The organism is Campylobacter mucosalis, from assembly GCF_013372205.1.
In the GTDB taxonomy this organism is placed as follows: Bacteria; Campylobacterota; Campylobacteria; order Campylobacterales; family Campylobacteraceae; genus Campylobacter_A; species Campylobacter_A mucosalis.
The window spans coordinates 1,219,571-1,245,449 of the sequence record NZ_CP053831.1; the positions used below are offsets into that span (position 1 = coordinate 1,219,571).

The following is a 25,879-nucleotide window of genomic DNA, read 5'->3' on the forward strand; positions in this document are numbered from 1 at the left end:
ATGAAAATTTTAGAGTTAAAAAATGTAAATAAATTTTATGGACAAATACAGGCTTTAAAGGATATAAATTTAAGCGTAAATCGTGGCGAAGTAATCGTCTTACTTGGTCCATCAGGTTGCGGTAAATCAACGACTTTACGAACCATAAACGGACTTGAAAATATCCAAAGTGGCGAGATTGTAATTGATGGCGAAGTGGTTACAAAAGATTATAAAAACTGGACAAAAATGCGTCAAAAAGTCGGTATGGTTTTTCAGCATTACGAGCTTTTTGAGCATTTAAATGTGATAGAAAATATCATTTTAGCCCCACTAAAAGCACAAAAACGAAGCCGTGATGAAGTGGAGCGTGAGGCTGATATGTGGCTTGAAAAGGTCGGCTTAAAAGATAAGAAATTCGCACGTCCTCGTGAGCTTTCAGGCGGTCAAAAGCAACGAATAGCAATTGTCAGAAGCCTTTGTATGAAGCCTGAGCTTATGCTATTTGACGAGGTTACAGCAGCACTTGATCCTGAGATCGTGCGTGAAGTTTTAGATGTGATTATAAATTTAGCAAAGGACGGAATGACTATGTTAATTGTCACTCACGAAATGGGTTTTGCACGTGCGGTCGCCGATAAAATCGTATTTATGGACGCTGGGCAAATCGTAGAAATTAGCACACCAAATGAGTTTTTTACCAGTCCAAAAAGCGAAAGAGCGAAAAAATTTTTAAATTTGTTTAGTTTTAAAGAGTAAAAAACTCTTAATACACATCAATGAACTTTTTAAATTTTAGCCGTATAATACGCTTATTTAAAAAGGAAAAATATGGAAAAGCTAGTTTGGCAAAACAACACATTTGACGGCGTTAGTGTATTTAAAATATTTGAAAGCAAAAGCACAAAAGAGATACGCATAAATCTTCAAAGCGGATCGGCAATGAAAGAACACCAAGCACCCGGAGCCATAATGGTGCAAGTGCTTCGTGGCGAGATAGATTTTGGCGTAAATGGCGAAGTGATTAAACTAAATGAGCTAGATATGATAACGCTAGAAGCGAACGTCCCGCATTCACTTTTGGCATTAAAAGATAGCATAGTGCGTTTAAGTTTAAGCAAAAACGATGACGTTAGCCGTATTTTTGGGGTGTTAAAGTCATAAAACTTAGCCTTAGATTTCTCTAAGGCTGTCTAAAAATATCAAGCTTCTCATCGTAAAATTTCGTTTTTATATCAAAAAATCCAAGAACCGAGCTAAAAACATAGTCGTGGCTTAGCTCTTTATCTCTTATCATTTTTAGCCTGTTTAGAGCGGTTTTATCGCTTAGATAGATGATTGCTGGGACGTGTTTTTGCACGTTTGGAGCGATAGCGTAGGGCAGTCCGTGTAGGTAAATGCCGTTTTCGCCAAGGCTCTCGCCATGATCGCTTACAAAAAACATCGCCGTTTCAAACTCATTTTCACGCTCTTTTAGGGCATTTATTAGCTCGTTTTGTAAAAAATCCTGATATAAAATGGTATTATCATAAGTGTTTAAAATAGCGTTAAAATCGCACTTATTTAGCTCTGCTGTGTCGCAGGTCGGACGAAATTTCTTAAACTCATCTGGATAGCCTTTAAAATAAACTGGTCCGTGTGAGCCTTGAATATGAAGTATAATAAATGTGCTATTGATTACACTTTTAATAGTATTTTTTGCCTCGTTAAAAATTTCATCATCATAGCTTGCGGCACGCAGATCAATGACATCTCTTATCCTCTCGCACACACCCTGACAACCACCGCTATTATTACCAAACCAAAATGTTTTAATACCGACTTTTTGTGTAAAATCGGTCAAATTTGCCCTTGATTTTGCAACCCTAGCGTCATAATCTGTTCGTTTTAAATCCGAAAACATACAAGGCACACTAACTATTGTGGAAGTTCCGCACGAGTAAAACTGGCTAAAACTTGCAACATTTTGGTGTTTCGTATAAAAATTTGTATCATTTTTAGTGTAGCCATTTAGCGAGTAGTTTTGGCTTCTTTGCGTCTCTCCTACAACAAGTACAAAAATTTTCTTTTGCTCATCTTGTCTTATAGCATCATCTGCTATATCTAAAAACACAAGCGGTTTTTGAGTTAAAACCGTATAAAGTTTAACGCTTGAATATATTGGATAAAATGGTAAAGTATAAAATCTAAGCTCTTTATGTTCTCTAAAAAATGGTATAAAAATTTTTGAGCTTAATGCAAAAATCAAAGCAAAAACGATAATACAAAATAGACAAATTTTAGCCTTGATTTTTAGCTCAGTTTTAAAATTTTCGTATTTTAATTTTATAAAAATTAGAAAAATTATTGGCAAAATGACCCCAAAAATAATGCTAAAAAATAGGTCAAAACCAAAATAGCTAAACGCCTCTTTTGTATCGGTATTTAGGACGTTTAAAAGCATGCCTTTATCAATTATCACGCCATATTTTAGGATAAAAAATAGGCTAGTTGATGAGATTAAAACAACCAAAATAGCAAGTGGTTTTAACAAAAATGGCACGAAAAACAAGCAGATAATCACGCAAAGAAGTGCTAAAAACGCAACCGCTAAAACACCTGTAAAAAATGCTGAAAAAATGAGCGAATTTTGCTCTAAAAATCCGTCAAAAACACCCTTAAAAAAGGCGAAATTTACAAAAAGTAGATATGCTGAAAATATAGCTAGAAATTTTTTAAAGCTAAAGTTTTTAGTCGTAAATATAAAAGTTTCTTTTCTCATTTTATTATCTTTATCTAGGCTAAAATTTTGTGATTTACACGTAAGCAAAATGCGAAAGTAGCCGAAATTTTAGTTGCTAAATGTGTATTTAGAGTATCATTTTTATTATTTAAAATGCCAAACACTAAGATTAGTTTTTTCATTTTTTCTCCTTTTTGGTATTTTTAGTTATTTGATTTTTATTTTCCACCATTACTTTATCACGGATTTTTAGAGCCTTTTGACCGCTAAGACCTTTAACCTTAAATAGCTCGTCAGTGCTTTTAAACTTATGAACTTTGCGGTATTTTATGATACTTAAAGCCTCTGTTTTGCTAAGCCCAAGCCCCATTAATTCAGAGCTTGATGCCTTGTTTAAATCAGTTAAGCCAAAAGCAAAAATCGATAAAAATACTAAACTTATAAAAATTCTCAAAATATCAGTCCTCCCTCATCTTCTTCTTTTAAGATATCTTGCGTTGATGAGCTTTTAGGAAGCGGAGACTCGTTTGTGTAAAACTCGTCTATTCCATTAAATTTAGCCTTATAAACACCCTCAGGTTGTATGAAATTTCTCCTTAAATTTGGATACTGCTTCATATAGCTCTCCATAAATTTTTTAAATACCGGAGCTGCTGTCCTACCACCACCCTCTAGCTTTTTCATAGGTGTATTATCGTCATTTCCATACCAAATCACAGCTTGGACATCTGGACTAAAACCGCAAAACCAGGCGTCAATATTGTTATTTGTGGTTCCGGTTTTACCAGCTATTTGAATACCAGCGATTTTAGCGTTTCTGCCAGTGCCGTTTTCAACGACATTTTGAAGCAAACTAGTCATCAAAAACGCCTGAGCAGGGTCGGTTACCTGCACCCTTGTGCTCTCTACTTTGTTGTATGTGCTGTATCTGTTTTCAATACTCTTTATCAAAGTTGGCGAAACCATCTCGCCCTCATTTGGGAAAATTGAGTAAAATTTTGCAAATTCCAAAGGGGATATACCAAAACTACCAAGTGCGATAGATAAATTTGGTGGCATATCCTCAAATCCCATATCAATGAGCTCTTTTCTTACATAACTAAGCCCAAGGTCGTTTAATAGGTTTATCGTAGCTAAGTTTCTTGACTGCGTGAGCGCTTGTTTTAGCGTTATATAGCCACTAAAACCGCCACTATAATTTTTAGGCGTCCACTCTTTGCCATTACCCATATCAAAGCTACGAGCTATATCTGCGACCTGTGATACAACGGAATATCCGTTATCTAGGGCGATTTGATAAATAAATGGCTTAAAGCTAGAACCTGGCTGACGTTTGCTTTGAGTTGCTCTGTTATAGCTACTTTTGGCGTAATCAACCCCACCAACAAGGGCTAAAACCTCGCCAGTTTGCGGTCTAGTTACAACAATAGCACCATTTAACACCGCCGTATTTGCATTTTTATCACGTTTTAAAATTTCGTTGTAGCCAAATTTTAGTGCCTCTTGTGCCATATTTTGCACGTCTAAATCGATCGTGCTTACGATTTTATAGCCTCCAGTTCGTATATCATCAACCTGCTTTGAAACCTCTTTTATAATCTCATCAACAACATAAGGTGCCTTGTTTTTACTAAGCGTATCGTCAAAAACGGCAGGCTCTTCTAACACACCCTTTCTATACTCGTCCTCATTTATCCAGCCAATCGTATACATACGCTCTAATACGCGGTTTGCACGTCCAAGTGATAAATCAAGGTGTTTTGTGGGATCATACGAGCTTGGGGCTTTTGGCAAACCAACAAGAATGGCTATCTCTTTTAAGCTAAGCTCGTCTAAATTTTTCCTAAAATAGCCTTCAGCAGCGGTCTTTATGCCGTAATATCCGTGCCCAAAATACACGTGATTTAGGTATCGCTCTATAATCTGCTCTTTGCTTAGCTCCTCTTCAAGTTTGATAGCCAAAACTATCTCTTTAGCCTTTCGCATAAGCTTTTTTTCGCTACTTAGGGCTAAATTTTTAACAAGTTGCTGAGTTAGAGTTGAAGCACCCTCTACAAATTTTCTAGCCTTTATATCCTTTATAACCGCACGAGCTATCGCCTCATAATTTGCACCGCCGTGCTCAAAATAACTAGTATCCTCAATGGCAACCAAGGCCTCTATAAGCCTTGGCGGTATCTCTTCATATGGTGTATAAATGCGGTTTTCTTCAAAAACGTTTGCGATAAGTTCATTATTTGTATCATAAATTTGCGTTGTGAGCTTTGGTTTATAGTCGATTATGCTGTATGCGTCAAACCTAACCTGAGAGTAAACCCAAACAAAACCACCAGCCAAAACAGCCACACACAAAAAAACAAACCAAAGGATATATCTCATAAAAATGCCTTTAAAATTTCTACATTAAGCCCACGTGCTGTGCTTGTGTTTCCATCTTGATGGATGATGTATTGCTTATTAAAACCCTCTATCATCATAGCTCCTGCCTTATCCATACAAAGTCCGCTTTTTATATACTCATCTACTAATTTTTCATCAAATTTTGCAAACTTAAAGGTCGTTTGACTAACATTTAAAAGCTCAAATTTCTCGCCTAAAAATATCATCGCGGTTAGGACTTTAGCATAATTGTCGCTTTGTATCATAAGCATTTTAAATGCGTCATCATAGTTTTTTGGTTTGCCTAAAATTTCGCCATCACAAACCACGCAACTATCGGCAAAAAGCACATTTTTAAGCTCTTTATGCACGGACATAAACTGCTGTTTTTTAGCCTTAGCTACTGACAAAACATATAAATTTGGGCTAATGTTTTTATCCACCACACTCTCATCAAAACTAAAATCAATCTGTTTAAAATCCACTTTCGCGTCGTTTAAAATTTCAGCCCTAGTTTGCGAACTTGATGCAAGGTAGATCATTAAAAATTCCTATACGCAACGCCAAGATAGATAGCACCGAGCGAAACGACTAAATTTAATGGTATAAAGTATTTTACGATTATTACAAAACTCTCATAAAATTCTATACCTTCGTCGTTTTCTTTTGCTTTTATGCAATTTTTATAGCAGTAAATCATATAGGCAATATTTAAAACCAAAAACATACAAAGTGCGTGTTTTGTGGCTATGATAGCCCTTGCCATAGGGTCAGCAGCCTTTATACTAAAGTCAAAACTACCGATAAAAAATCCACTCACTGCCATTAAAACCATAAAAATTATCGTTAAAAAACCAAGCGTTTTAAATGATTTTAATAAAATTTCAGAAACCAACTCTTCGTTATTTGAGTGCTGACGTAAAAAATACCCAGCAACAACCAAATAACAAACCTGAATTCCCAAAAAAAGCGTAACCGAAGCCACGTGCAAAAAAGGGAAAAACTGCCCAAGCCTTGCAAATGCTATGTTGTATTCAGCCATCAAGACAGCTTCTCTTTTATAAATTTCACAGCAAAATCTTTTGCCTCGCCAAGTTTGCCTAAATCCTTGCCACCAGCAGTCGCAAAATCATCACGCCCACCGCCATTGCCACCTAAAATTTGAGCGACACTTTTTACCCACTCGCCAGCTTTTGCATTTGCGTTTTTAACTCCAGCGGCGATTGTAATTTTCTCATCTTTTGGTTGAAGTAGCATTACACAAACGCTCTCATTTGCGTTTTTAATCTCATCAATAATGCCCTTTATATCGCCGTTTTCTACCACTTCAACAGCTACTTTTACGCCGTTAATCTCGCTTAAATTTATAGCCTTGTTGTTACTTGCGTTTTTTAGCTCATCTTTTAGGGCTTTTATCTCGCCTTTAAGCTTTTTAACCGCTTCAAGTGGCTGGGCATTTTTTAGCTCATCTCTTAGTAAATTTAGCTCATCTCTTAAATTTAGTGCGTATTTTAGGGCTGACTTTGAGCAAATCGCCTCAATACGCCTAACCCCAGCACTCACGCCACTCTCTTTTGTGATAAAAAATGCACCGATTTCGCTTACGTTTTTAACGTGTGTGCCACCACAAAGCTCTTTGCTAACATCGCCAAAGCTTACCACACGGACATTTTCGTCGTATTTTTCTCCAAAAAGTGCGATCGCTCCGCTGTTTTTAGCATCTTCTATATTCATTATCTCAGTCTTTGCCACGGCTGCGTTTGCGATGGCTTCATTTACGAAATTCTCAATTTTACAAAGCTCATCATTGCTAAGTGCTTTTGGGTGTGAAAAGTCAAAACGAAGTTTAGTCGCTTCTACACTTGAACCAGCTTGTGCGATATGAGAGCCTAAAATTTTTCTTAAAGCAGCGTGAAGTAGGTGTGTAGCACTGTGATGACGTGCTATTTCGCTTCGCTCACTGCTTACGTTTAGGCTGACATTTTCGCCTATTTTTAGAGGTTTTTTGGTATTTATTTGTGATAAATTTAGTCCGTGAAATTTCTGCGTATCAAGGACGTCAGCAAAATTTACAATCTCGCCACTATCGCCCTTTTGACCGCCACTTTGTGCGTAAAATGGCGTCTTATCAAACATCACCCAGCCAGCCCCATTTAGCTCATCTATCTCTTTAAAATTTTCATCTAAAAGGGCTAAAATTTTACTATTACTCTTTGTAGTATCATAGCCGATGAATTCATTCTCTCCAAAACGCTCTAAAAGTGCCTTAAAATCGCCCTTCGTGCCCTTATCGCCACTGCCACGCCAAGCTGCTTTTGCACGTGCTTTTTGCTCTATCATAAGCGTTTCAAAACGCCCTTCATCTACTCTAAAACCCTTATCACGAAGCATATCGGCGGTTAAATCAAGTGGGAAGCCGTAAGTGTCATAAAGCTTAAATGCGACATCTCCGCTAAAAATTTCATCGGTTTTTGCAAGTTCAGCGTTAAATAGCTCCAAGCCACTTGCGATTGTGGCTAAAAATCGCTCCTCTTCAAGTCTGATTTGCTCTTTTACGCTATCTTTTTTCTCGTTTAAGTAGGCGTAGTGTCCGCCCATAAGCTCACAAACCTTATCAACTAGCTTATACATAAACGGCTCTTTAATGCCAAGCAAGTATCCGTGTCTAACGGCACGGCGTAAAATGCGTCTAAGCACGTAACCACGCCCTTCTTTGTCAAAATTTGTGCCTTGTGCGAGTAAAAATGTAACTGAGCGGATATGATCGCTTATGACGCGGTAACTCGCCCCAGTTGCGTATTCGTAAGGCTTACCGCAAATTTTAGCCACTTCGTTAATATAAGGCATAAAAAGGTCGCTATCATAGTTGCTAAATTTGCCCTGCATTATCGCACTTACTCGTTCTAAGCCCATACCAGTGTCAATAGACGGCTTTGGTAGTGGCGTCATAGTGCCATCAGCTGAGCGTTCAAACTGCATAAATACTAAATTCCAAATCTCTAAAAAGCGGTCGCCATCTCCGCCCATATAATCCTCATCAGACGTGAAATTTTGGGCTCCCTGATCGTAAAAAATCTCAGAGCAAGGCCCGCAAGGTCCAGTATCGCCCATAGCCCAGAAGTTATCCTTATCGCCAAAGCGGTAAATTCGCTCTTTTGCGATGTGTTTTTGCCACAGCTCATAGGCCTCATCATCACTTTCGTGAGTGGTTACATAAAGGCGATCTTTTGGTAGTTTTAAAACTTCTGTAACAAATTCCCAAGCGTAAGCGATAGCGTCCTTTTTAAAATACTCGCCAAAGCTAAAATTTCCAAGCATCTCAAAAAATGTATGATGACGTGCGGTGTAGCCTACGTTATCAAGGTCGTTGTGCTTACCGCCTGCTCTTATGCAGGTCTGACAGCTAGTGCGAATAGGCGGATTTGGGCGTGGGACTTCGCCTGTAAAAATGCTCTTAAACGGCACCATACCAGCGTTTGTAAATAAAAGCGTAGGGTCGTTTGGCACGAGTGGAGCGGAGGCTATGACCTCGTGTCCTTTTGATTTAAAAAAGTCAAGATATGCCTGTCTAACGTCTAAATTTTTCATCGTTTTTCCTATCTAAATTTAAAAATGCTAGATTTTAGCGAAAAAAATATTTTAAATTTATAAAATAAAATTTTAGCTGTTTAAAAGTCGTTTAAAACTATAATATAAATATCACATCAACCTGAGGTTAAAAATGAAGCTAAAAGTCGGTATAGTCGGCTATAAAAATGGAGGCAAAGCACATTATAGTGAGCTTAGACGCTCCGACAAATTCGAAGTTTGTGGCATTTTTGAAGAAGATGGGGTAGATGAGTATTGTCGTGCCCAAACATATAGTGATTTTAAGCAGTTTATAGAAAATAGCAAACCACAAGTCTTGGTCTTGTGTCTTGATGAAAATGATGTTTTTAAGGCGTATTGCGAGTGCATAAAACACTGCAAAAACATACTCATATCGCGTCCGATTTGCAAAACACAAGATGAGTTGTCGCAGATGAAATACCTTAGCTTAAAAAACGAAACAAAAACGGCACTATGCCTATCTTCTAGATTTAATCCAGTTATATTATCTCTGCTTAAGGCTTTAAAAAAAGATGATGAAATTTTTAGTATTGAGATTTTTAACTCCACCAATAAAAAGGACGCAAACATCATAAACGAGCTAACTCTTTGCGACATAGATCTTGCAAAACTCATAGCAAATAGCGATATACACGAGCTTGACTGCTCTTTTACAAATCGTGCAAACTCAAAAAGTTCTGACAATGCTATGATAAAAATAAAATTTAAAAATCAAATTTTAGCAAGTATAACAAACTCTCTTACAAGTCAGCTAAATAGGCATTTTGTCGTAGTTAATGCCACAAGTGGAGCGTATTTTGCCGATCTTATCGGACTAAAGCTTCATCAGCTAAACGAGAGTGGGCAGATAAATTTAAAAGTAAATAGCGAGATTAGTGAGCTTAAAGTCCTTTATGATGAGTTTTTTGGGCTTATTTACAATGCAAAAAACGACACCATAGCACTACTTGATGACGCGATTAAAATTCGTGGGTTTATATCTTGAAAAAGCTTATCTTACTTTTAAATATGGGTGGTGCAAATAGCCTTGATGATGTGGCTGTTTTTTTAAAAAATATGTTTAACGATCCTTGCATTTTAGGGGTTAAAAATCCATTTTTACGTAAAATTTTAGCAAATTTTATAACAAAACTTCGCCTAAAACCAGCACAAGAAAACTATAAAAAAATAGGCGGAAAATCGCCGATTTTAGATATCACAGACCTGCTTTGTAAAAAGCTAAATTTACAAGCAACTAATGAAGTAAAATTTGACTATGCGATGAACTATACGGCTCCGTTTGTAAAAGATGTTTTATCAAAGTATAAAAGCATAAACGAGATAGTTGTATTTCCGCTATATCCGCACCACTCTGTAACAACGATAACTTCAAGCCTAAATGACTTTTACAAAGCTTATAACGAACTTAAGCTAAATGCCAAAGTGCGTGAGATACCAGAGTTTTACACGTCTGAAATTTACAATCAGATCATAATAAACTCCATAAAATCTAAAATTTCAAACGCAAATGAAAATGAAATTTCGTTAATATTTTCTGCACACTCTTTGCCGATTAAGACTATAAAAAATGGCGATTTATACGAAAAACACGTGACAGAGCATGTGCAAATTTTAAAAAATTTGCTAGAAAAAAATGGGCTTAAATTTAAAGAGATTATTTTAGCTTATCAGTCAAGGCTTGGTCCGGTAAAGTGGCTTGAGCCAAATTTGAGCGAAATTTTAAATAATCTAGATAGCAAAAAAGCACTTATATATCCGCTGTCATTTTGCATTGACAACTCAGAAACTGTATTTGAGTTAGCGATCGAATACGCACATATCGCAAAAGAGCTAGAATTTGAATTTTACGAGGTTTGCGAGTGTCCAAACGATAGCGATGACTTTGTGAAATTTATACAGGACAAAATTAAGGAATAAAATTTGCTTTATCTTTGATAAAGGAGAGCAAATGAAAATCACTCAAAATGCAGATATCCTAAATAAAATGGTGCCAAATAATGCTGCCAAAAGTGACGTAAAATTTGATGATATACTCGCATTTAACGTAAAACAGCTAGAAAAAGAGCAAAATTTCACGCAAGAGGTTGAACAGTTTAGAAAAAATCTAAGCAAATTTGGTGCGTCTGGCTATCTAGCAAAGCTTAATGAAGAAAAGATAGAGCAAAAAGTCGCAATAAAAAGGGCTGAGCTAATGGAAAAAATGGGGCTAAATAGCGAGAATTTAAAAAACCCTGACAAAGCCGAATTAAACGCAATTTTAGAAGAGCTTTTGGCTGAATATAAAAAAGAGCTTTTAACACAGGCTCAAAACAACACGATCCTTGAACGAGCCCAAAAAAGCTATCTAACTCAAAAAATAGCACTCTAGCCTCTTTGCTGTCTGAAATTTAGCTAGTCTTTAGCCTCTTTAATCTTTGCCGGTTTGGCTCTTTATCTTTGCCAAATCGGCTTGTATATCCTCCGCGGACGGCACTAAATACCCCTCACTAACGAGCAAATCAACAGTCTTTTTAAATACTGGCAAAGCACTTTGAGCACCAAAATAGTAGTATTTTTTCTTTGGCTCTCTTGCTAAAACGCCTATTGTGTAGCTATTTCCCTTTTTGTCATTTGCAAAACCAAAAAATGAGCCGTTATATAAATTTGCGTATCCGCCAGATCTTGAAGCGATGTGTGCGGTGCCTGTCTTGCCACCAACCTCTATGCCTGGCGTTCTAGCCTTTTTGCCAGTGCCGTCCTCGACGACTTTTATTAAAACCCATTTCATCTGTTTAGCCACTTCCTGACTTATGGCTTGTTTTGGTGGAGTTACATCTGGAATATCAAAAATGACACCATTTCTCTCAAGATGATCGGCTAACATTGGCGTTAGTATAACCCCTTTGTTGTTAAACGCATTGTACGCCTTCATAAGTTGCATAAATGTTGCAGTAAGCCCGTATCCGTAGCTAACCGTTCCTTTATAAGTTTCTGAATTTAACTTATTTATCGGCGGGATAATGCCAGCTTGCTCATAAGGCATATCTATATCTGTTTTTTGAGAAAAGCCAAATTTCATAAGCCCGTCATAAATCTGCACTCCGCTAAGACGGCTAGATAGTACGACCATACCGATGTTTGAGCTCTCCTTGATAATATCAGCAGCTGGCATATAATCAGCCGGGTGAGTGTCCCTAATAGTTCGTTTGCCAAGCTTATACTCGCCGTTATATGTCTTTATCCTCTCAGTTGTAGTGACCTTTTTTTCACTTAGAAGTATCGAAAAAATAAAGGGCTTAAAAACAGATCCAACCTCATAAGCGTATTCGGTTGCGGTGGAATTTAAAGCTCTGTAATCTTGCTTTTTGATGTTTGAGGGATCATACCTTGAACTTGAAGCAAGGGCTAAAATTTTACCGGTATTGCTATGCATAACACAAACTATAATCTCTTGTGCGTCTAAAAACTCGCGTCTTTCATCTAAAATTTTCTCAAGCATAGTTTGAAATTTCAGCGAAACAGATAGGACGACGTTATAGCCGTCAACCCTATTGGCAATGTTTGAGTCACTGGTAAAAACTATATTGTTTCCAACATCTCTTGGACCTATGAGCTTAGCGTCTTGGGCTGGTGCAAGATAGCGTTCATAACTTCTTTCTATGCCTTTTGTTCCGCTGACTTTAGTTATTTTATTATCCTCTTTTTTTCTTGTGTAACCTATAATCGGCGTTAGTGCGTCCTTTGCCATAAACGTTCTATTTTGTCCGCTCTCAACAACATCTATGCCACTTAGCCTAGCAAGTCCGGTCTTTGGGTCGCGATATGATATGAAAATGCTTTTTTTATAAAGCCTTCTGGCAAGCTCTCTAAGGTATGCTGCGTCTTTTGCTTCAACGGTATAAGATAGCGTTACTAAACCTTTTGTGGAATTTATAATACTCTCTATCTTTTTTGGATCGTCGTTTGTATAAAGCGAATAGAGCTTGATAAATAGATCTTTTTTGTTTGGGTCTATGTTTCTAGTATCTAGCATAACCTTATATAGCTTTTGGCTATGAGCCACGCTAAAACCATCTTTTGTAATAATGGAGCCTCTAAGAGCGGTATTTATCTCGCTTGTTTGCAGTCTTGGTAGCTTTCTTTCGATACTTGCTCTATAAAAAACTACCGCGATGAATATTATAACCCCAAATGTTATAAATAAAAATATAAATGTTATTTTTGACTTTTTAGGGTTTGTTTGAATCATAAATTTTAAATTTGTGTTCTTGCGATTTCTTTGTATGCACTAAGGGCTTTGTTGCGAATTTCAAGCATTAGCTTCATACTTGTTTCTGCTTTGCCTATGGCGATAGCGGCTTGGTGAAGATCTTTTACCTCGCCAGTAGCAAGATCAGCAATAGCCTTGTCTGCATTTTCTTGAACCTTATTTAGCTCTTTTAGCGAGTTATCAAGCATACTAGCAAAATCGCCAGTAGCACTACTTTTTGACTTGGTTTTTTCTAAATTTTCTGACGATATTAGTCCAACTCTTGAAATTTCATTCATTATGATTGTCCTCCGATAAGCTGTATAGCGCTTTGAGCTATACTTTTTGCACTTTGAAATGCAGCCACATTAGCCTGATACGCTCTAGTGGCTTCTATTAGGTTACTCATCTCTATAACAGGATTGATATTTGGATATGCGACGTAGCCTTCGGCGTTTGCGTCTGGATGAGATGGGTCATATTTTAAAGTAAAATCCTTATCATCACGCACGACCTTGTCAACTAAAACGCCCATAACAGTAGGAAACGCCTCCTTTGGTGCGTCTGGATCGTCAATAGGATTTTCATACTCTAGCATATTGTTTTGTTTTTTTAGCTCGTTATTTAGGACTTTATTAAAATCAAAAGCCTTAAAAACAACATCTTGGCGTCTATATGGACCACCTTCTGCTGTGCGAGTTGTGTTTGCGTTTGCTATGTTTGAGCTTATTACGTTCATTCTGAAGCGTTGGGCACTAAGCCCGTATCCGCTTATGTCAAAATCATTTAAATATGTTCTGCTCATTACGCCCTCTTTTATATCTTACTGCTTGATTCTATCACACTTTTAAAGATAGAACCTTTGCGAGAAAATGCGTTATCTAAAGCACTTAGCATAGTGTAGTTTTTGCTAAGCTCCGTCGTTTCTACGTCCAAATCAACGGTATTTGCGTCATTTCTAGCAGTATGACCATCTCTAAAAAATATACTAGCCATATCACTTCTAGGAAATTCTACTTTTTGCAAATGAGCCTCGTTAGTTTTTGCCAACTCTAGCTCTTTTTTATTTGAGCGATTGTAAATTTCGTCCGCTTTTTCTGACAACGCTTGTTCAAACCTAATATCCCTAGCCCTGTAAAAAGGAGTATCGATGTTTGCTATGTTGCTAGCTATTATCTTTTGGCGTAACTCACGTGCAGCCATAGCACTTTCAACCAGCTTTTTTGATTTATATGTTTCTAAAACAAACATTGTAAAAACTCCTTAAATTTCCCAATATATAAGCAATAATCGTTCCAAAATTTATTTTAACCCATAAACTCTTTTTAAATCATTTTGCATTTTTGTCATATCTATACCACCAAGATAATACTTAACACCAAATTTTCCAGTATCAATATCTGTTAAAACCTGATATTCGCCATTTTTTAAAACCACTTTAAACGGCAAGGCTATCTCACGTTTATAATCTATATCCTTAACGATCTGCTCTGCTATGCGGTCGTTTATTTCTTGGTTATTTGTGATAAAATAAAAAGCATTATACTTTTGAACAAATTCACTTTGAACATACTCATCTGTTACATTTTCAAAATGAGTAAGTGCTACTAGCACAAATTTATCGGCATTATCTATCTGATACTGCATAATATTTGGTGCCTCTTTTTGGCAAGGTGGACAAAACGTGCCAAAAATATCTAGCATAAGAATTTTATCCTCAGCACCTTTTAGGACAAATCCGCCATTTTTACGAACTAAAACCAGCTCTTTGCCACTTACGCCCTTTAAAACAATCTCCTCATTTTCGCCAAAAGGCTTAAATTTGGCGATTTTATCAGGCTTTGAGCTATCATCGCTACCACAACCAAATATAAAAAACAGAGTCGCCAGTAAAAGTAAAATTTTTCTCATTTTTTTCCTTATTTAAAATTTTTCAGAGCCGACCTAGCCTCTAAATCAGCCTGTTTTTTCTTTAAAATTTCGCGTTTATCGTGCAAATTTTTACCCTTTGCAAGAGCAATCCGAGCCTTTATGATATTTTTATCATTTAAATATAGCGAAAGTGCGACCATAGTAAGCCCGTCACGCGTAACACTACCAAAAAGTTTATCTATCTGCTTTCTATGCATTAAAAGCTTTCTAGCAGCCCTTTCATCTGGGCGAAAGTGCGAATTTGTCGTTTCAAGGTGGCTAATATGTGCGTTTAATAAAAATATCTCGCCCTTTATAACTCTAACAAAGCTGTCTTTTAAATTTGCCCGTCCAGCACGCAATGCTTTAACCTCGCTACCCTTTAAAACGACGCCAGATTCAAATGTTTCAAGAATAGTAAAATCGTGCAAGGCTTTTTTATTTCTAGCAAGTTCTTTAATCACTCTAGCTCCTTACACAAAACACACTACTACCGCTACCGCTTAAAAATTTATCAGAATATTTTTGCATATCTTTATAAATTTTAAAACAAGGAGCGTAAAGGTCGTTTAACTGGCTATTTTTGTAGCTTTGAAGTAGCTCTGTGCTTGGTATACTTTTAATTTTATCTGTCAAATTTAAATCTATATTTTGCATAAAATTTGCTCTAAATTCCTTATAAACTAACGGCGTAGAGCAAAAAATATCTGGCGTAAAAACGTCAATATTAGGGATAGTGTCGCTAAATTCTACTATTTTTTCGCCTACGCCACTTACGTTTGCTGACTCAAAACCACTTAAAAAAAACGGTACGTCAGATCCTACTTTGGCACCTATTTTGCAAAGCTCTTCGCGTGATAGCTTGAGATTTAGCTCTTCATTTATCATTAGCAAAAATGTAGCTGCATTTGAGCTTCCACCGCCAAGTCCAGCACCCATTGGGATATTTTTTTTAAGAACTATTTTGTGAGATTTAAAAAACTCATCAAGCTCTGGCTTAAACCCAGCTTTCTCAAGCTCACTCTTCGCCTTTAGTATGATATTATTTTCTATATTTTGGTTGCTATCAATCGCAAAATTTTCAGCCCTTTTAAACTCAATCTCATCAAAAAACTCTTTAAATAGCACAAATCTTGATACGATTTCGTGATAGTCGCCACGAGTACCGATAATTTTTAAAAAAATATTTAGTTTTGCAAAGCTTTTCATTTTTTAAATTTCTGCGAAAGCTCAGCCAAACTCTCGTCAGCAACGCTCACGTTTGCTTCTGTGTTTTTAGCCTTTATCTCATTTGCAAGCTCACTACGTAAAACCATCATATTTTTGGGTGCTTCTATACCTATTTTTACGACGCCTTTGCCGATGCCTACAACAACGACTTTTATATCGTTGCCCAACAAAATTTCTTCATTTTCTTTTCTTGAAAGTATTAACATATATCTACCTTATTTAAACAATATTTTATCTCATCGCCTATTTCAATTATGCTTATAAATTTATCATAATTTAACAAATAAATCCCTTTTTCTTGCTTTTTAAAATTTAAAACAGTAAGTTTTTTGCCGTCAATAATATCTAAAACATCGCCAAAATATTCGTTTTGCTCTATTTCAAGGATATCTTTTGGGTTTAAAAATTTCTCATTTTCAAATCTAAATTTGCCCTCACTCTCTCTTTTTAACATCGTAAGAGTCGCGTCAAATCCAAGCTTTTTAGCAAAAATTTCAGCATAAGAACGCACATATCCGCCCTCACTAAGAGAGATTTCAAAGGTTAAAAACGGATGAGAATAGTGCAAAATTTTCATATCAAAAACGGTCATCTTTTGCTGTTTTAGTTCAAAATTTACGCCACGTTTTGCAAGATTGTAAGCACGTTCGCCATTTATATTTTTTGCGCTATATCTTGGCGGGATAAAATCTATCTCGCCAAGCAAACTCTGCCTTACTATCTCAAGAGAGCTTGGTGCAAATGGCAAAATTTTCTGAACCTTTGTGATATTTTTATTATCCAAACTATCGCTACTAGCACCAATCCACATAGTTGCCGTGTAGACCTTTGGCGATTTTTTTAAAAACTGAAACAACCTAGTATAACTGCCAAAAGCAACGATGAGAGAGCCGCTGGCAAATGGATCTAGTGTGCCTGAATAGCCTGCTTTTTTAACGCCATATTTTCGCTTTAGGCGACTTAAAAACTGGTTTGAGCTAAGTCCAATAGGTTTATTTGCCACAAAAATGGCGTTCATATCGCGTGTTCCACGAAGCTTGACATTATCTCTCTTGTGTTGCCACCAAAATTTATTGTAAGTTTAAACTCTTTTTTAAATTTTGACACAGCAGTCACTCTGCCAATACCAAAAATTTTATGCTTTACTAAATCGCCTTTTTTATACTCGTTACTTTGCTCAATCACAAGCGAACCGCCACTAAGACCTGCTTCGCTTAAAAAACGGCTCTTATTTAATCTAGTTCGTGAGCCTTTATAAAAACGAGAATTTGCAAAACTGAGTGTCAAATTTTTCTTAGCTCTTGTAATAGCAACGTAGGCGAGGCGTCTCTCCTCTTCTATGTCACTTCCGTCGCCAATAAGCGGGAAAAAGCCTTCCTCAAGCCCGATGACAAATAAGTTTTCAAACTCAAGCCCCTTACTTGCGTGAACGCTCATAATGCTTATGGCTTCATCGCTAATACCGTCTTGTTCGCTTGTAAGAGTGAGTTCATTTAAAAATTCCTCAAGCTCAAAGCTTGGATTTTGCTTTATCTGATCTTTAATCATTGCGTAAAATTCGTCAATATTTGCCACTCTTTCACTGCCATCTGGTAAACTTTCGTAGTATTTTTTGATACCAAAACCATCCTCAAGCTTATCTATCAACTCAAAAAGCGACTCCACGCCTTGCAAATTCCTAACTCCAGCTACAAATTCCATTAATGAGCTTTTGATTTTTTTACCAAAGACTTCGTCGTTTTCATCTATATTTGTAATCGCACTAAAGAGCGAAATTTTAGCGTCATACGCGAGTTTTTCAAGCTTTTCAAGGCTCACTTTGCCAAGACCACGCTTTGGTCTATTTATGATACGTTTTAGCGAAAAATCATCGTGCTCGTTAATAACTAACCTTAAATAGCTTATCACATCTTTAATCTCGGCACGCTCGTAAAATTTGACACCACCAACCATTTTATAAGGTATGCCCTCTTTTGCAAGCCCCTCTTCAAGCGACCTAGATAGTGCGTTTATGCGGTATAAAACGGCAATGTCAGCAGCCTTTACTCCGCTAGAAAGTAGCTGTTTTACCTGCTTTGCTATCTTTGCTGCCTCTATGCTCTCATCAAGGCTTTCTATAACGCCAACATCGCTTCCGTCGCCATTTACACTGATTAAATTTTTACCAAGTCTTCCCCTGTTGTGATCGATAAGCTCGTTTGCTGCTTTTAAAATTTGAGTACTTGAACGATAATTTTGCTCCAGACGAATAACTTTTGTATCTTTAAACCGATCTTTGAAATTTAAAATATTTTCAACCCTAGCCCCACGCCAACCATAAATACTCTGATCATCATCTCCAACTACACATATATTTTCGTGCGTCATACAAAGCTTACGCAGGAGTTTATACTGCAAATCATTTGTGTCCTGATACTCATCGACCATTATGTATTTGTATCTATTTGAAATTTCCCTAGCCAAATTCTCATCAGCGTCTAAAATTTTATAGGTCAAAACAAGCAAATCATCAAAATCAACTAGGTTATTTTCCTTTATATACTCTTCGTATTTTTTATAAATCAACGCCACTTTCTCGTAGTAGCCATCATTTTGACTATCATTAAACAACCTTGAGTTACTTAAGACTTCATCAACGCCAATGAGTAAATTTTTAAAATTTGATATTTCGTTTGATAAAGCGGAGGTTGATATAGGGCTTTCAAAGCTCTTAATGATGCGCTTTTTATCGTCCGTATCAATGATAATAAAATTGTTTTTCCTACCCAAACGATCGATATAAAATTTCAAAAACAAAAGTCCAAATTTGTGAAACGTGCAGAGTAATGGTGTATAATTTTTGCTTGATAACATTGCCATAGCTCTGCTTCTCATCTCGTTTGCCGCTTTGTTTGTAAAGGTTAGAGTTAGCGTATTTGATGGATCTATGCCAACTTCGCCGATAAGATAAGCTAGGCGCGTTGTTATCGTCTTTGTTTTGCCACTTCCAGCACCAGCCAGTATGAGCATTGGTCCGTCTATGTGAGTAGCTGCCTCTTGTTGTGAACTGTTTAATGTTTTTAATAATTCTTGCATATTTTACTTTTTTTGTTGGAATTTATATTAGATTTTAACCAAAAAATCTTAAAAAGTTGATTAGGATTAGATGTTGTATTTAAAAATGATTTACTTTAAGTAAGTTTAACCCCAAATTTTGGGGTTAAGTTGGATTATTTTTTAAGCTCGTCTTTTAATTTTTTAGCTTCTTTTGCACTATCTTTTAGCTCAGATTTTTTCTTATCGATACTTTTTTGAGCTTTATCTTTTTTATTTTTTATAGCGTCTGTGTCTATACTTGTTTTTCCTGCTGTTGAAACATCGCCTTTAATTTTGTCAAACACTTTATCGCCTATACCATTTACATTTTTTAGCTCGTCTATGCTTTTAAATGGAGTGTTTTTTCTATGTTGTATGATAGCGTCAGCCTTTGCTTCGCCTATACCACTTATACTCATAAGCTCTTCTTTTGTAGCTGTGTTGATATTTACAACTGCAAACAAAGATGATACTGCCAACAAACTAGCAACTAAAATTTTTCTCATTTTTTATCCTTTTGGATTGGTTTAAAGGTCTGATTGTATTTGAAAATTTTAAACGAAAAGTATATAAATAGATAATGTAGTAATAATTGAGCAAAAAGACCCAAAAGTGGGTCTTAAAAATTATTTTCTTAACTCGCGAATTTTAGCCGCTTTACCACGTAAATCACGTAGGTAGAATAGTTTTGCACGGCGAACACGACCGCGTCTTAAAACAGCGATTTCTTCAATACTTTCGCTATAAATAGGGAATATTCTCTCAACACCAACGCTGTTTGCACCTATTTTTCTAATAATAAACGTCTCGCCAGTACCACTGCCACGCCTAGCTATGCAGATACCTTCAAAGTTCTGAATTCTAGTCTTATCGCCCTCTTTAATGCGGATAGCAACACGAAGTGTATCTCCTGCACGAAAATCAGGCACATTTTTGCTTGCAATTTGAGCATCTTCAAATGCTTGAATATATTTATTTCTCATATTTTTTCCTTGTTTGAGCTTAGTTTTTTATATAAGTCAGGACGAAAAAACTTCGTTTTGCAACGAGCCATATCGTTTTTTAAATCTCGGATTTTAGCGTGATTTCCCTTTAAAAACTCTGAAACGATACTAAAATTTTCAAAAACATTTGGTTTTGTAAAGGACGGAGCCTCTAAAATTCCATCCTCAAAACTCTCAACTTCAAGGCTCTCATCATTACCCAAAACGCCTTTAATATTGCGTGAAATGGCGTCAGCAAGGCACAACGCACCAAGCTCGCCACCAGTTAAAATAAAATCGCCAATACTAAAAACCTCGTCCGCCCACTTCTCAATCACTCGCTCATCAATGCCCTCATATCTGCCACAAACAAAGCAAATATGCTCTTTTTTAGCAAGTCTTTTGGCGTCATTTTGGCTAAATTTTTTACCAACTGGGGTTAAAAATACAAAATGAGTAGATTTGTTTGTAGATTTTATAAAATTTAGGGTGTCATTTAGCGGTTGCGGAGCGATTAAAAGTCCAGCACCACCGCCAATCATATACTCATCAACCTTTTTATGTATATCAAGCGAAAAGTCGCGTGGGTTTATAAAATCAGTGGTTATTAGGTTCGCATTTTTTGCACGAGATAAAATTGAGTGGCTAAAATATGGGCTAATAAGCTCACAAAAGAGTGTTACGAAGCTAAATTTCATAAGCTAGGAATTTTCAAGTATCGCTTTGGAATTTTTTACAGAAATTTGCTTTAAATCTAAATCTACACTAACGATAAAATTATCAACGTAAGGGATAAAAAAGTGCTTTGCAAGTTTTAAATCCACCAAATTTTTTGCAGTCTTTACCTCTAAAAGGTGGTTGCTTGTGGTGTCATCTATATCGGTTACGACACCTAAAATTTCGTCATTTTCAACGACATTAAGCCCGATGATATCAAAGTAAAAATACTCATTTTTTTTAAGCTTACAACTTTTTCTAGTAAGCTCTTTTGTTGTATAAAGCGTCTTGTTCGTAAGGGTTTTGGCTAAATCTACGTTTTCAAAGCCATAAAAAAGAGCGGTTGAGTTTGTCTTATCAAAATGTTTTATGACAAACTCCGCACCTTTTTCATCAAAAAATCTACTATCTTTTTTAAACTGCTCTATAAAATCGCTCTTATTGTGAAGCTTTAAATAGCCTTTTAGCCCGACACTTTTACCAAGAGTAGCGACCTGCACGAATTCGCTATTCAATTGATTTCACCGTTACTCTGTAACTTGTAGCGTCTTTTGCTTTGCATCCTATAATAACGGTTTTTATGGCATTTATCATCTTGCCATCTTTGCCGATGAGCTTACCTGTATCAACTTTATCAGCGTAAATTATAACTTCTACAAAATTTTCGCCAAGCTCAACACGCTCAATCTTGATTTTTTCTGGGTAATCAGCGATGAGCTTCGCGTATTCGTGTAAAAAATTTTCAACCATTATTTAGTAATTTGAGCGACTCTATCGCTTAATTTAGCACCAACGCTTTTCCAATAAGCTAATCTCTCAGCGTCAATCTTTACAATCTCTGGCTCAACCATAGGGTTGTAATAGCCGATACTCTCTATCCAGCCACTATCACGTCTTTTTCTGCTATCTGTTACAACTACACGATAAAATGGTCTTTTTTTACGTCCCATTCTAGTTAGTCTTACTACTGTTGCCATATCTTTTTCTCCTTGTTAAATTTTATAAATAAGGCTTAAATTTAAGCGTTTTAACGCTCAAAGTTAAACCTATCTAGGTCTATTTATATTTGCTTGGCTTAGCAAATTTGCAAGTCCCTGTGCTCCGCCCTTACCCGAAAATTTCTTAGCCAGTTTTGAAGCATTTTCAAACTGCTTTAAAAAGCGATTTACTTCAACTTGATTTAATCCAGCACCGGCTGCCAAACGGCGTTTTCGGCTGTTGTTTAAAAGCTCTGGATTTTCACGCTCTTTTTTTGTCATTGAGTTTATCATCGCTTTTATGTGAATTATCTCTTTTGAATTTTCAAGGTCTATATCTTTTATCTGATTTGCCATATTTCCAAGACCCGGTATCATACCAAGTAGTGATTTCATAGAGCCTAGCTTCTTAACGCTCTCCATTTGTTCTAAGAAGTCATTAAAATTAAACTGACCCTTTTTGATCTTTTGATTTAGCCTTTTTGCCTCTTTTTCATCAATTATCGCACTCGTTTTTTCAACCAAAGTCGCCAAATCGCCTTCGCCCATAATTCTACTAACAATTCTATCAGGGATAAAGCTCTCTAAATCGGCAACTTTCTCACCAGTGCCGACAAAACGAAGTGGGATTTCAAGCTGTTTTGCTATGCTAATCGCCACACCGCCTTTGCTGTCAGAGTCAAATTTTGATAAAATAACGCCACTTATGCCTAAAATTTCATTAAATTTCGCAGCTGATTTTACGCCATCTTGACCACTCATAGCGTCAGCCACATAAAAGATTTCGTGCGGATTTATCGTGTTTTTAACATCTTTTATCTCACTCATCAAAGCTTCATCAATAGCTAAACGACCAGCAGTATCTACTAAAAGCACATCATAAAGTCCGCTTTTTGCCTTGTTTAAAGCCTCTTTTGCAACCTTAATCGGATCTGTTTCATTTTCAATAAAAAATAGCTCAATCTCGTTTGCCACGCAAAGCTGTCTAAGCTGCTCAACTGCCGCTAAACGCTGTAAATCACACGCCGCAACTAGCACCTTTTTTTTGCGAAGTTTTAGGTAATTTGCTAGTTTTATCGTGGTTGTCGTTTTGCCTGAGCCTTGAAGTCCAGCCATAAGCACGATAGTTGGAGCATTTGACGCATAAACAAAACCTTGATTACCCGGAGCCGTTAAAATTTGCGTTAAATTTGACTTAATTGCGTCTAAAAACTGCTTTTGACCGATACTTTTTTGCTTCATATCACTTTCAATTGATAAGAGCAAATCTTTTGTAACTTTATGATGAACATCAGCTTTTAAAAGTGCCTTTTTTAGCACGTCCATAGCGTTTTTTAACGCCTTTTCATCATCAACAAAACGCACCTTACTAAGGGCTAGTCTAAATGATTCGCTGATTTGTTCAAACACGAGCTACCTTTCTAAAATTCTCATTAAAGGGCGTATTTTACAAAATTTTTTCTTTATCACTCTTTAAATCTCAAATTTTTTTGAAATTTCAAAGCCAAGAGAGTTAAACTCATCTGGTAAAAATGAGCGAAATTTATAACCTAAAAATTCTATCTCGTAAGCGTGCAAAAACATACGATTTGCTCTATTTTTGCCATATTTTTCATCGCCAATTATTGGCAAATTTAGACTTGCTAAATGCACCCTGATTTGATGTGTCCTACCAGTATCAATCATAACCTTTAAAAGCGTTTTTTTTCCAACAACCATAAGCGGTGTTATGTGGCTTGTTGCTGTTTTGCCGTTTGGTGAAATTTTTGATGTTGCACCACCCTTGCCCTTTATCGTTAAAATCGGCTCATTCACGCTCACTTCTTCGCTTAAAATACCACGAACCGCCGCGACATAGACCTTTTTAACTGCCATTTTTTTAAACTCATTTATCGCTTGTTTTGCAAACTCATCGTTTTTTACAAGCACCAAAACACCGCTCGTTTCTTTATCAAGGCGGTGCAAAAGCGGGGTTTTGTAAATTTCGCTAATTTTTTCACTAGTTATAAAGGCTGGTTTATTAACGGCGATTAAATTTTCATCTTCAAAAATCACGCTTGGCTTTGGTAGTTTTTGCACACTAAATTTTGTATTCTCGCTCATTAAAGCCCTTGCTATTACGACCTTTTGCCCCTTTGCATAAACTAAACCACTATCAATTAAATCCTTTGCGTCGTTATTTGAAATACCCTCTTGAAGGGCTAAAATTTTATAGGCTTTCTCCATAGCTCCCCCTAATCTCTTTTAAAATTTCGTCTGCACTGCCAATTTGCCTAAGCGTGCTTTGCTTATAATCCCCATTTAAAGCTTCATTTATCTCATTTGGCTCTATAAATTTTACACCTAAAACTTCGCTATAAAGGGCCTTTTGGTTAAAAATATATTTACCACTTATTATCATATTTTTAAATTGTGCTGCCTCAATTGGATTATGCCCTCCAACGTTTGGCACAAAACTACCGCCAAGCACGACTATATCGCTAATTGCATAGATATTAATAAGTTCGCCCAAGCTATCAATTAAGATACATTTTGTGTTAAAATTCTCACTTTGGCTAAATTTTGAGTAGCTAAAATCAAATTTCTTTGCAAAGGCACTAAAAATTTCATCAACCTCGCTAAAACGCTCAGGGTGGCGTGGTGCGATGATTAGCTTATCATTTTGGCTTAAAGTGATATTTTCTAAAAGCATTGTTTCTTCGTTTTTATGGGTGCTAGCAAACACTATCATCCGCTCTTTTGGTTTAGCATAAATTTTAGTTTGTTTTGGCAAAAAGGCTGATTTTATGTTGCCACTTACTACGACATTTTTTGCACCTAAATTTTCTAAACGCTCTTTATCAAGCAGACTTTGGGCGAAAACCTTGTCAATAAATTTAAACAAATAGCGGTAAAAAAAGCTAAATTTTTTATATCTTGGATAGCTTCTGTCTGAAATTCTAGCATTTATCAAGATGACTTTTGTGCCTTTTAGCTTTGCTAAAAACACAAGCATAAGCCAAAGCTCGGCTTCAAAAATGACTAAAATTTCGCTCTTTTTAAGCCAAAAAGGTAAAAAAATCTCAAAAGGCAAAAAGCGAGTGTTAGAACAGATCTTTTTTGCCTCATCAAAACCAGTTTTGGTAATTACTGAGACTAATCTATCATCAAACTGCTCTAAAATTGGCTTTAACGCTCTAATCTCGCCAAAGCTACAAGCGTGAAAATGCACATTTGATGGCTTTGGGGGCGGATTTTTAAAGAGAAAAAATCTAGCTGGGATTGAAATTTTATATTTATCTTTTAGGCTAAAAAATAGTAGAAAAATAGCCCCGAAAATCCACGCTATCAGGGCTAGAATGTAGTAGATTATTATCAATTTGCCTCAGTTTCTTTGTATAAAATTCTACCACAATGTGGGCAGGTGATGATATCCTCGCCCTTGATTACTGCTGAGTAAGTTTTGTCATTTATCTGCATAAAACAACCATAACAAGCCTGTTTTTTAACTGGCACAACAGCTGTGTTTAACGCCCATTTGCGTATTTTTTCATAAAATGTAAGAATCTTTTGATTTACCTCGCCAACAAGTTTGTCTTTTTTAGCATAAACCTCTGCACGCTCTTTTTCAATGGCTGAAATTTCAGAACTAATCTCAGCCTCAACTTTGCTTAATTTTGCACTAATTTCATCTAATTTAGCACTAAGTTCGCTCTTTTGCTCAGCCTTACTTGTCTCTATTTTTTCAAGTCTGGCTATCTCTTCGTTCGCTGCTTCAAGCTGTTCTTTTGCGATCTCTTCTTCTAAATTTAGAGCTTTTATCTCTTTTTCCGTTTTTGCAGAGCCACTCTTTTTAGAAACATCCTTGATTTTTGTGCCAAACTCCACGATATGGGCATTTGTCTTTGATTTTTGCACTTTTAACTCGGCTAAATCCTCATCAATTTTTGCAATTTGTTCGCTTATGTCTTTAAATTCCTGCTTACTTGCCCTTAAAACTCGCTCAACACTCTCAATTCTAGGCACAAAGCCGTCTATCTCTTTATCAAACTTTGCAAGTTCTATTAGCTGACTTAGGTATTTATTCATC

32 protein-coding genes are annotated in these 25,879 nt (G+C 36.3%); 5 read left to right on the forward strand and 27 right to left on the reverse strand.

The window, feature by feature from the left end:
• Both CMCT_RS06380 and CMCT_RS06385 read left to right on the forward strand, forming a co-directional pair.
• Positions 1–738: an amino acid ABC transporter ATP-binding protein gene (locus tag CMCT_RS06380; protein WP_034969367.1), complete on the forward strand. Its 738-nt coding sequence runs from the start codon at positions 1–3 to the stop codon at positions 736–738.
• A gap of 72 nt (positions 739–810) precedes the next feature.
• Complete coding sequence (locus tag CMCT_RS06385) at positions 811–1,143, forward strand: cupin domain-containing protein (RefSeq protein WP_034969365.1); 333 nt, start codon at positions 811–813, stop codon at positions 1,141–1,143.
• Positions 1,144–1,162: 19 nt separating this feature from the next.
• On the opposite strand, the gene CMCT_RS06390 is transcribed toward CMCT_RS06385, so the two are convergent.
• The 7 genes from CMCT_RS06390 to alaS are packed head-to-tail and all read right to left on the reverse strand — an operon-like array spanning position 1,163 to position 8,668.
• Complete coding sequence (locus CMCT_RS06390; RefSeq protein ID WP_034969362.1) at positions 1,163–2,740, reverse strand: phosphoethanolamine transferase; 1,578 nt, start codon at positions 2,738–2,740, stop codon at positions 1,163–1,165.
• 14 nt (positions 2,741–2,754) lie between these two features.
• Positions 2,755–2,883 (reverse strand): hypothetical protein, encoded by a 129-nt coding sequence (locus CMCT_RS09455; protein WP_257791966.1) that lies wholly within the window; start codon positions 2,881–2,883, stop codon positions 2,755–2,757.
• Positions 2,880–3,155: a ComEA family DNA-binding protein gene (locus CMCT_RS06395; protein WP_051654903.1), complete on the reverse strand. Its 276-nt coding sequence runs from the start codon at positions 3,153–3,155 to the stop codon at positions 2,880–2,882. Before CMCT_RS06395 ends, CMCT_RS09455 begins: the two co-directional genes overlap by 4 nt.
• Positions 3,152–5,080 carry a transglycosylase domain-containing protein gene (locus CMCT_RS06400; RefSeq protein ID WP_169752930.1) on the reverse strand — a complete coding sequence of 643 codons (1,929 nt, stop codon included), beginning with the start codon at positions 5,078–5,080 and terminating at the stop codon, positions 3,152–3,154. Before CMCT_RS06400 ends, CMCT_RS06395 begins: the two co-directional genes overlap by 4 nt.
• Positions 5,077–5,622 (reverse strand): septum formation inhibitor Maf, encoded by a 546-nt coding sequence (gene maf, locus CMCT_RS06405; protein ID WP_034969356.1) that lies wholly within the window; start codon positions 5,620–5,622, stop codon positions 5,077–5,079. Before maf ends, CMCT_RS06400 begins: the two co-directional genes overlap by 4 nt.
• Positions 5,622–6,122, reverse strand: a complete 501-nt coding sequence (locus CMCT_RS06410) for a hypothetical protein (RefSeq protein WP_034969353.1) — start codon at positions 6,120–6,122, stop codon at positions 5,622–5,624. Before CMCT_RS06410 ends, maf begins: the two co-directional genes overlap by 1 nt.
• Positions 6,122–8,668, reverse strand: coding sequence for an alanine--tRNA ligase (alaS, locus tag CMCT_RS06415; RefSeq protein WP_034969351.1), 2,547 nt, complete (start codon positions 8,666–8,668; stop codon positions 6,122–6,124). Before alaS ends, CMCT_RS06410 begins: the two co-directional genes overlap by 1 nt.
• Positions 8,669–8,801: 133 nt before the next feature.
• Here alaS and CMCT_RS06420 point away from each other — a divergent pair, with 133 nt between their 5' ends.
• Genes CMCT_RS06420 through CMCT_RS06430 form a run of 3 tightly spaced genes read left to right on the forward strand, consistent with a single transcriptional unit; the run spans position 8,802 to position 11,057 of the window.
• Positions 8,802–9,674, forward strand: coding sequence for a Gfo/Idh/MocA family oxidoreductase (locus tag CMCT_RS06420; protein ID WP_034969348.1), 873 nt, complete (start codon positions 8,802–8,804; stop codon positions 9,672–9,674).
• On the forward strand, positions 9,671–10,606 hold the full coding sequence (gene hemH / locus CMCT_RS06425; protein ID WP_034969345.1) for a ferrochelatase: 936 nt from the start codon (positions 9,671–9,673) through the stop codon (positions 10,604–10,606). Before CMCT_RS06420 ends, hemH begins: the two co-directional genes overlap by 4 nt.
• Before the next feature lie 31 nt (positions 10,607–10,637).
• Positions 10,638–11,057, forward strand: coding sequence for a hypothetical protein (locus CMCT_RS06430; protein ID WP_051654902.1), 420 nt, complete (start codon positions 10,638–10,640; stop codon positions 11,055–11,057).
• A gap of 39 nt (positions 11,058–11,096) precedes the next feature.
• On the opposite strand, the gene CMCT_RS06435 is transcribed toward CMCT_RS06430, so the two are convergent.
• The 20 genes from CMCT_RS06435 to CMCT_RS06530 all read right to left on the reverse strand — a co-directional run bounded on the left by CMCT_RS06435 (position 11,097) and on the right by CMCT_RS06530 (position 25,878).
• On the reverse strand, positions 11,097–12,917 hold the full coding sequence (locus CMCT_RS06435) for a peptidoglycan D,D-transpeptidase FtsI family protein (protein ID WP_176325074.1): 1,821 nt from the start codon (positions 12,915–12,917) through the stop codon (positions 11,097–11,099).
• Between the two features lie 5 nt (positions 12,918–12,922).
• Complete coding sequence (fliE, locus tag CMCT_RS06440; RefSeq protein ID WP_034969342.1) at positions 12,923–13,216, reverse strand: flagellar hook-basal body complex protein FliE; 294 nt, start codon at positions 13,214–13,216, stop codon at positions 12,923–12,925.
• Positions 13,216–13,722, reverse strand: coding sequence for a flagellar basal body rod protein FlgC (gene flgC / locus CMCT_RS06445; RefSeq protein WP_034969339.1), 507 nt, complete (start codon positions 13,720–13,722; stop codon positions 13,216–13,218). The genes fliE and flgC overlap by 1 nt, the downstream gene beginning before the upstream one ends.
• 11 nt (positions 13,723–13,733) lie before the next feature.
• Positions 13,734–14,168, reverse strand: a complete 435-nt coding sequence (gene flgB / locus CMCT_RS06450; RefSeq protein WP_034969336.1) for a flagellar basal body rod protein FlgB — start codon at positions 14,166–14,168, stop codon at positions 13,734–13,736.
• A 51-nt stretch (positions 14,169–14,219) separates the two neighbouring features.
• Positions 14,220–14,828, reverse strand: a complete 609-nt coding sequence (locus CMCT_RS06455) for a thioredoxin domain-containing protein (protein WP_034969334.1) — start codon at positions 14,826–14,828, stop codon at positions 14,220–14,222.
• An 8-nt stretch (positions 14,829–14,836) separates the two neighbouring features.
• Positions 14,837–15,289, reverse strand: coding sequence for an SsrA-binding protein SmpB (gene smpB / locus CMCT_RS06460; RefSeq protein WP_034969388.1), 453 nt, complete (start codon positions 15,287–15,289; stop codon positions 14,837–14,839).
• Positions 15,290–15,293: 4 nt separating this feature from the next.
• On the reverse strand, positions 15,294–16,037 hold the full coding sequence (locus CMCT_RS06465; RefSeq protein WP_034969332.1) for a 4-(cytidine 5'-diphospho)-2-C-methyl-D-erythritol kinase: 744 nt from the start codon (positions 16,035–16,037) through the stop codon (positions 15,294–15,296).
• The gene (gene csrA, locus CMCT_RS06470) at positions 16,034–16,264 is read right to left on the reverse strand and encodes a carbon storage regulator CsrA (RefSeq protein ID WP_034969330.1); all 231 of its coding nucleotides are present in this window, start codon (positions 16,262–16,264) and stop codon (positions 16,034–16,036) included. The genes CMCT_RS06465 and csrA overlap by 4 nt, the downstream gene beginning before the upstream one ends.
• Complete coding sequence (truB, locus tag CMCT_RS06475) at positions 16,258–17,076, reverse strand: tRNA pseudouridine(55) synthase TruB (RefSeq protein WP_034969327.1); 819 nt, start codon at positions 17,074–17,076, stop codon at positions 16,258–16,260. The genes csrA and truB overlap by 7 nt, the downstream gene beginning before the upstream one ends.
• The gene (locus tag CMCT_RS06480) at positions 17,073–19,133 is read right to left on the reverse strand and encodes an ATP-dependent helicase (RefSeq protein WP_034969325.1); all 2,061 of its coding nucleotides are present in this window, start codon (positions 19,131–19,133) and stop codon (positions 17,073–17,075) included. Before CMCT_RS06480 ends, truB begins: the two co-directional genes overlap by 4 nt.
• Before the next feature lie 134 nt (positions 19,134–19,267).
• On the reverse strand, positions 19,268–19,639 hold the full coding sequence (locus CMCT_RS09600) for a ComEA family DNA-binding protein (protein WP_051654901.1): 372 nt from the start codon (positions 19,637–19,639) through the stop codon (positions 19,268–19,270).
• A 120-nt stretch (positions 19,640–19,759) separates the two neighbouring features.
• The gene (rplS, locus tag CMCT_RS06490; protein WP_034969322.1) at positions 19,760–20,116 is read right to left on the reverse strand and encodes a 50S ribosomal protein L19; all 357 of its coding nucleotides are present in this window, start codon (positions 20,114–20,116) and stop codon (positions 19,760–19,762) included.
• Positions 20,113–20,814: a tRNA (guanosine(37)-N1)-methyltransferase TrmD gene (trmD, locus tag CMCT_RS06495; RefSeq protein WP_034969318.1), complete on the reverse strand. Its 702-nt coding sequence runs from the start codon at positions 20,812–20,814 to the stop codon at positions 20,113–20,115. The genes rplS and trmD overlap by 4 nt, the downstream gene beginning before the upstream one ends.
• Positions 20,815–20,817: 3 nt before the next feature.
• Positions 20,818–21,348 carry a ribosome maturation factor RimM gene (gene rimM / locus CMCT_RS06500; RefSeq protein ID WP_034969316.1) on the reverse strand — a complete coding sequence of 177 codons (531 nt, stop codon included), beginning with the start codon at positions 21,346–21,348 and terminating at the stop codon, positions 20,818–20,820.
• Positions 21,341–21,583 carry a KH domain-containing protein gene (locus tag CMCT_RS06505; protein ID WP_034969314.1) on the reverse strand — a complete coding sequence of 81 codons (243 nt, stop codon included), beginning with the start codon at positions 21,581–21,583 and terminating at the stop codon, positions 21,341–21,343. Before CMCT_RS06505 ends, rimM begins: the two co-directional genes overlap by 8 nt.
• On the reverse strand, positions 21,583–21,810 hold the full coding sequence (rpsP, locus tag CMCT_RS06510) for a 30S ribosomal protein S16 (protein WP_034969313.1): 228 nt from the start codon (positions 21,808–21,810) through the stop codon (positions 21,583–21,585). Before rpsP ends, CMCT_RS06505 begins: the two co-directional genes overlap by 1 nt.
• A 69-nt stretch (positions 21,811–21,879) precedes the next feature.
• Positions 21,880–23,220 (reverse strand): signal recognition particle protein, encoded by a 1,341-nt coding sequence (gene ffh / locus CMCT_RS06515; RefSeq protein WP_034969311.1) that lies wholly within the window; start codon positions 23,218–23,220, stop codon positions 21,880–21,882.
• Between the two features lie 63 nt (positions 23,221–23,283).
• Positions 23,284–24,036, reverse strand: coding sequence for an RluA family pseudouridine synthase (locus tag CMCT_RS06520; RefSeq protein ID WP_034969310.1), 753 nt, complete (start codon positions 24,034–24,036; stop codon positions 23,284–23,286).
• Entirely contained in the window at positions 24,020–25,168 is a 1,149-nt protein-coding gene (gene waaA / locus CMCT_RS06525) for a lipid IV(A) 3-deoxy-D-manno-octulosonic acid transferase (protein WP_034969308.1), read from the reverse strand. Before waaA ends, CMCT_RS06520 begins: the two co-directional genes overlap by 17 nt.
• Positions 25,165–25,878, reverse strand: a complete 714-nt coding sequence (locus tag CMCT_RS06530) for a zinc ribbon domain-containing protein (RefSeq protein WP_034969306.1) — start codon at positions 25,876–25,878, stop codon at positions 25,165–25,167. Before CMCT_RS06530 ends, waaA begins: the two co-directional genes overlap by 4 nt.
• Position 25,879: the final 1 nt, after the last annotated feature.

Excerpts from the sequence above, each read along its gene's own strand:
- CMCT_RS06465 (WP_034969332.1), bottom strand. The coding sequence starts at position 16,037 with ATGAAAAGCTTTGCAAAACTAAATATTTTTTTAAAAATTATCGGTACT.
- CMCT_RS06505 (WP_034969314.1), bottom strand. The coding sequence starts at position 21,583 with ATGGTTGAAAATTTTTTACACGAATACGCGAAGCTCATCGCTGATTAC.
- trmD (WP_034969318.1), bottom strand. The coding sequence starts at position 20,814 with ATGAAATTTAGCTTCGTAACACTCTTTTGTGAGCTTATTAGCCCATAT.
- rplS (WP_034969322.1), bottom strand. The coding sequence starts at position 20,116 with ATGAGAAATAAATATATTCAAGCATTTGAAGATGCTCAAATTGCAAGC.
- CMCT_RS06420 (WP_034969348.1), top strand. The coding sequence starts at position 8,802 with ATGAAGCTAAAAGTCGGTATAGTCGGCTATAAAAATGGAGGCAAAGCA.
- truB (WP_034969327.1), bottom strand. The coding sequence starts at position 17,076 with ATGAACGCCATTTTTGTGGCAAATAAACCTATTGGACTTAGCTCAAAC.
- rpsP (WP_034969313.1), bottom strand. The coding sequence starts at position 21,810 with ATGGCAACAGTAGTAAGACTAACTAGAATGGGACGTAAAAAAAGACCA.
- CMCT_RS09600 (WP_051654901.1), bottom strand. The coding sequence starts at position 19,639 with ATGAGAAAAATTTTAGTTGCTAGTTTGTTGGCAGTATCATCTTTGTTT.
- CMCT_RS06430 (WP_051654902.1), top strand. The coding sequence starts at position 10,638 with ATGAAAATCACTCAAAATGCAGATATCCTAAATAAAATGGTGCCAAAT.
- CMCT_RS06435 (WP_176325074.1), bottom strand. The coding sequence starts at position 12,917 with ATGATTCAAACAAACCCTAAAAAGTCAAAAATAACATTTATATTTTTA.
- fliE (WP_034969342.1), bottom strand. The coding sequence starts at position 13,216 with ATGAATGAAATTTCAAGAGTTGGACTAATATCGTCAGAAAATTTAGAA.
- alaS (WP_034969351.1), bottom strand. The coding sequence starts at position 8,668 with ATGAAAAATTTAGACGTTAGACAGGCATATCTTGACTTTTTTAAATCA.
- maf (WP_034969356.1), bottom strand. The coding sequence starts at position 5,622 with ATGATCTACCTTGCATCAAGTTCGCAAACTAGGGCTGAAATTTTAAAC.
- CMCT_RS06410 (WP_034969353.1), bottom strand. The coding sequence starts at position 6,122 with ATGGCTGAATACAACATAGCATTTGCAAGGCTTGGGCAGTTTTTCCCT.
- csrA (WP_034969330.1), bottom strand. The coding sequence starts at position 16,264 with ATGTTAATACTTTCAAGAAAAGAAAATGAAGAAATTTTGTTGGGCAAC.
- CMCT_RS06380 (WP_034969367.1), top strand. The coding sequence starts at position 1 with ATGAAAATTTTAGAGTTAAAAAATGTAAATAAATTTTATGGACAAATA.
- flgC (WP_034969339.1), bottom strand. The coding sequence starts at position 13,722 with ATGAGCAGAACATATTTAAATGATTTTGACATAAGCGGATACGGGCTT.
- CMCT_RS06530 (WP_034969306.1), bottom strand. The coding sequence starts at position 25,878 with ATGAATAAATACCTAAGTCAGCTAATAGAACTTGCAAAGTTTGATAAA.
- flgB (WP_034969336.1), bottom strand. The coding sequence starts at position 14,168 with ATGTTTGTTTTAGAAACATATAAATCAAAAAAGCTGGTTGAAAGTGCT.
- CMCT_RS06455 (WP_034969334.1), bottom strand. The coding sequence starts at position 14,828 with ATGAGAAAAATTTTACTTTTACTGGCGACTCTGTTTTTTATATTTGGT.
- CMCT_RS06520 (WP_034969310.1), bottom strand. The coding sequence starts at position 24,036 with ATGGAGAAAGCCTATAAAATTTTAGCCCTTCAAGAGGGTATTTCAAAT.
- CMCT_RS06480 (WP_034969325.1), bottom strand. The coding sequence starts at position 19,133 with ATGCAAGAATTATTAAAAACATTAAACAGTTCACAACAAGAGGCAGCT.
- CMCT_RS06390 (WP_034969362.1), bottom strand. The coding sequence starts at position 2,740 with ATGAGAAAAGAAACTTTTATATTTACGACTAAAAACTTTAGCTTTAAA.
- CMCT_RS09455 (WP_257791966.1), bottom strand. The coding sequence starts at position 2,883 with ATGAAAAAACTAATCTTAGTGTTTGGCATTTTAAATAATAAAAATGAT.
- CMCT_RS06385 (WP_034969365.1), top strand. The coding sequence starts at position 811 with ATGGAAAAGCTAGTTTGGCAAAACAACACATTTGACGGCGTTAGTGTA.
- CMCT_RS06400 (WP_169752930.1), bottom strand. The coding sequence starts at position 5,080 with ATGAGATATATCCTTTGGTTTGTTTTTTTGTGTGTGGCTGTTTTGGCT.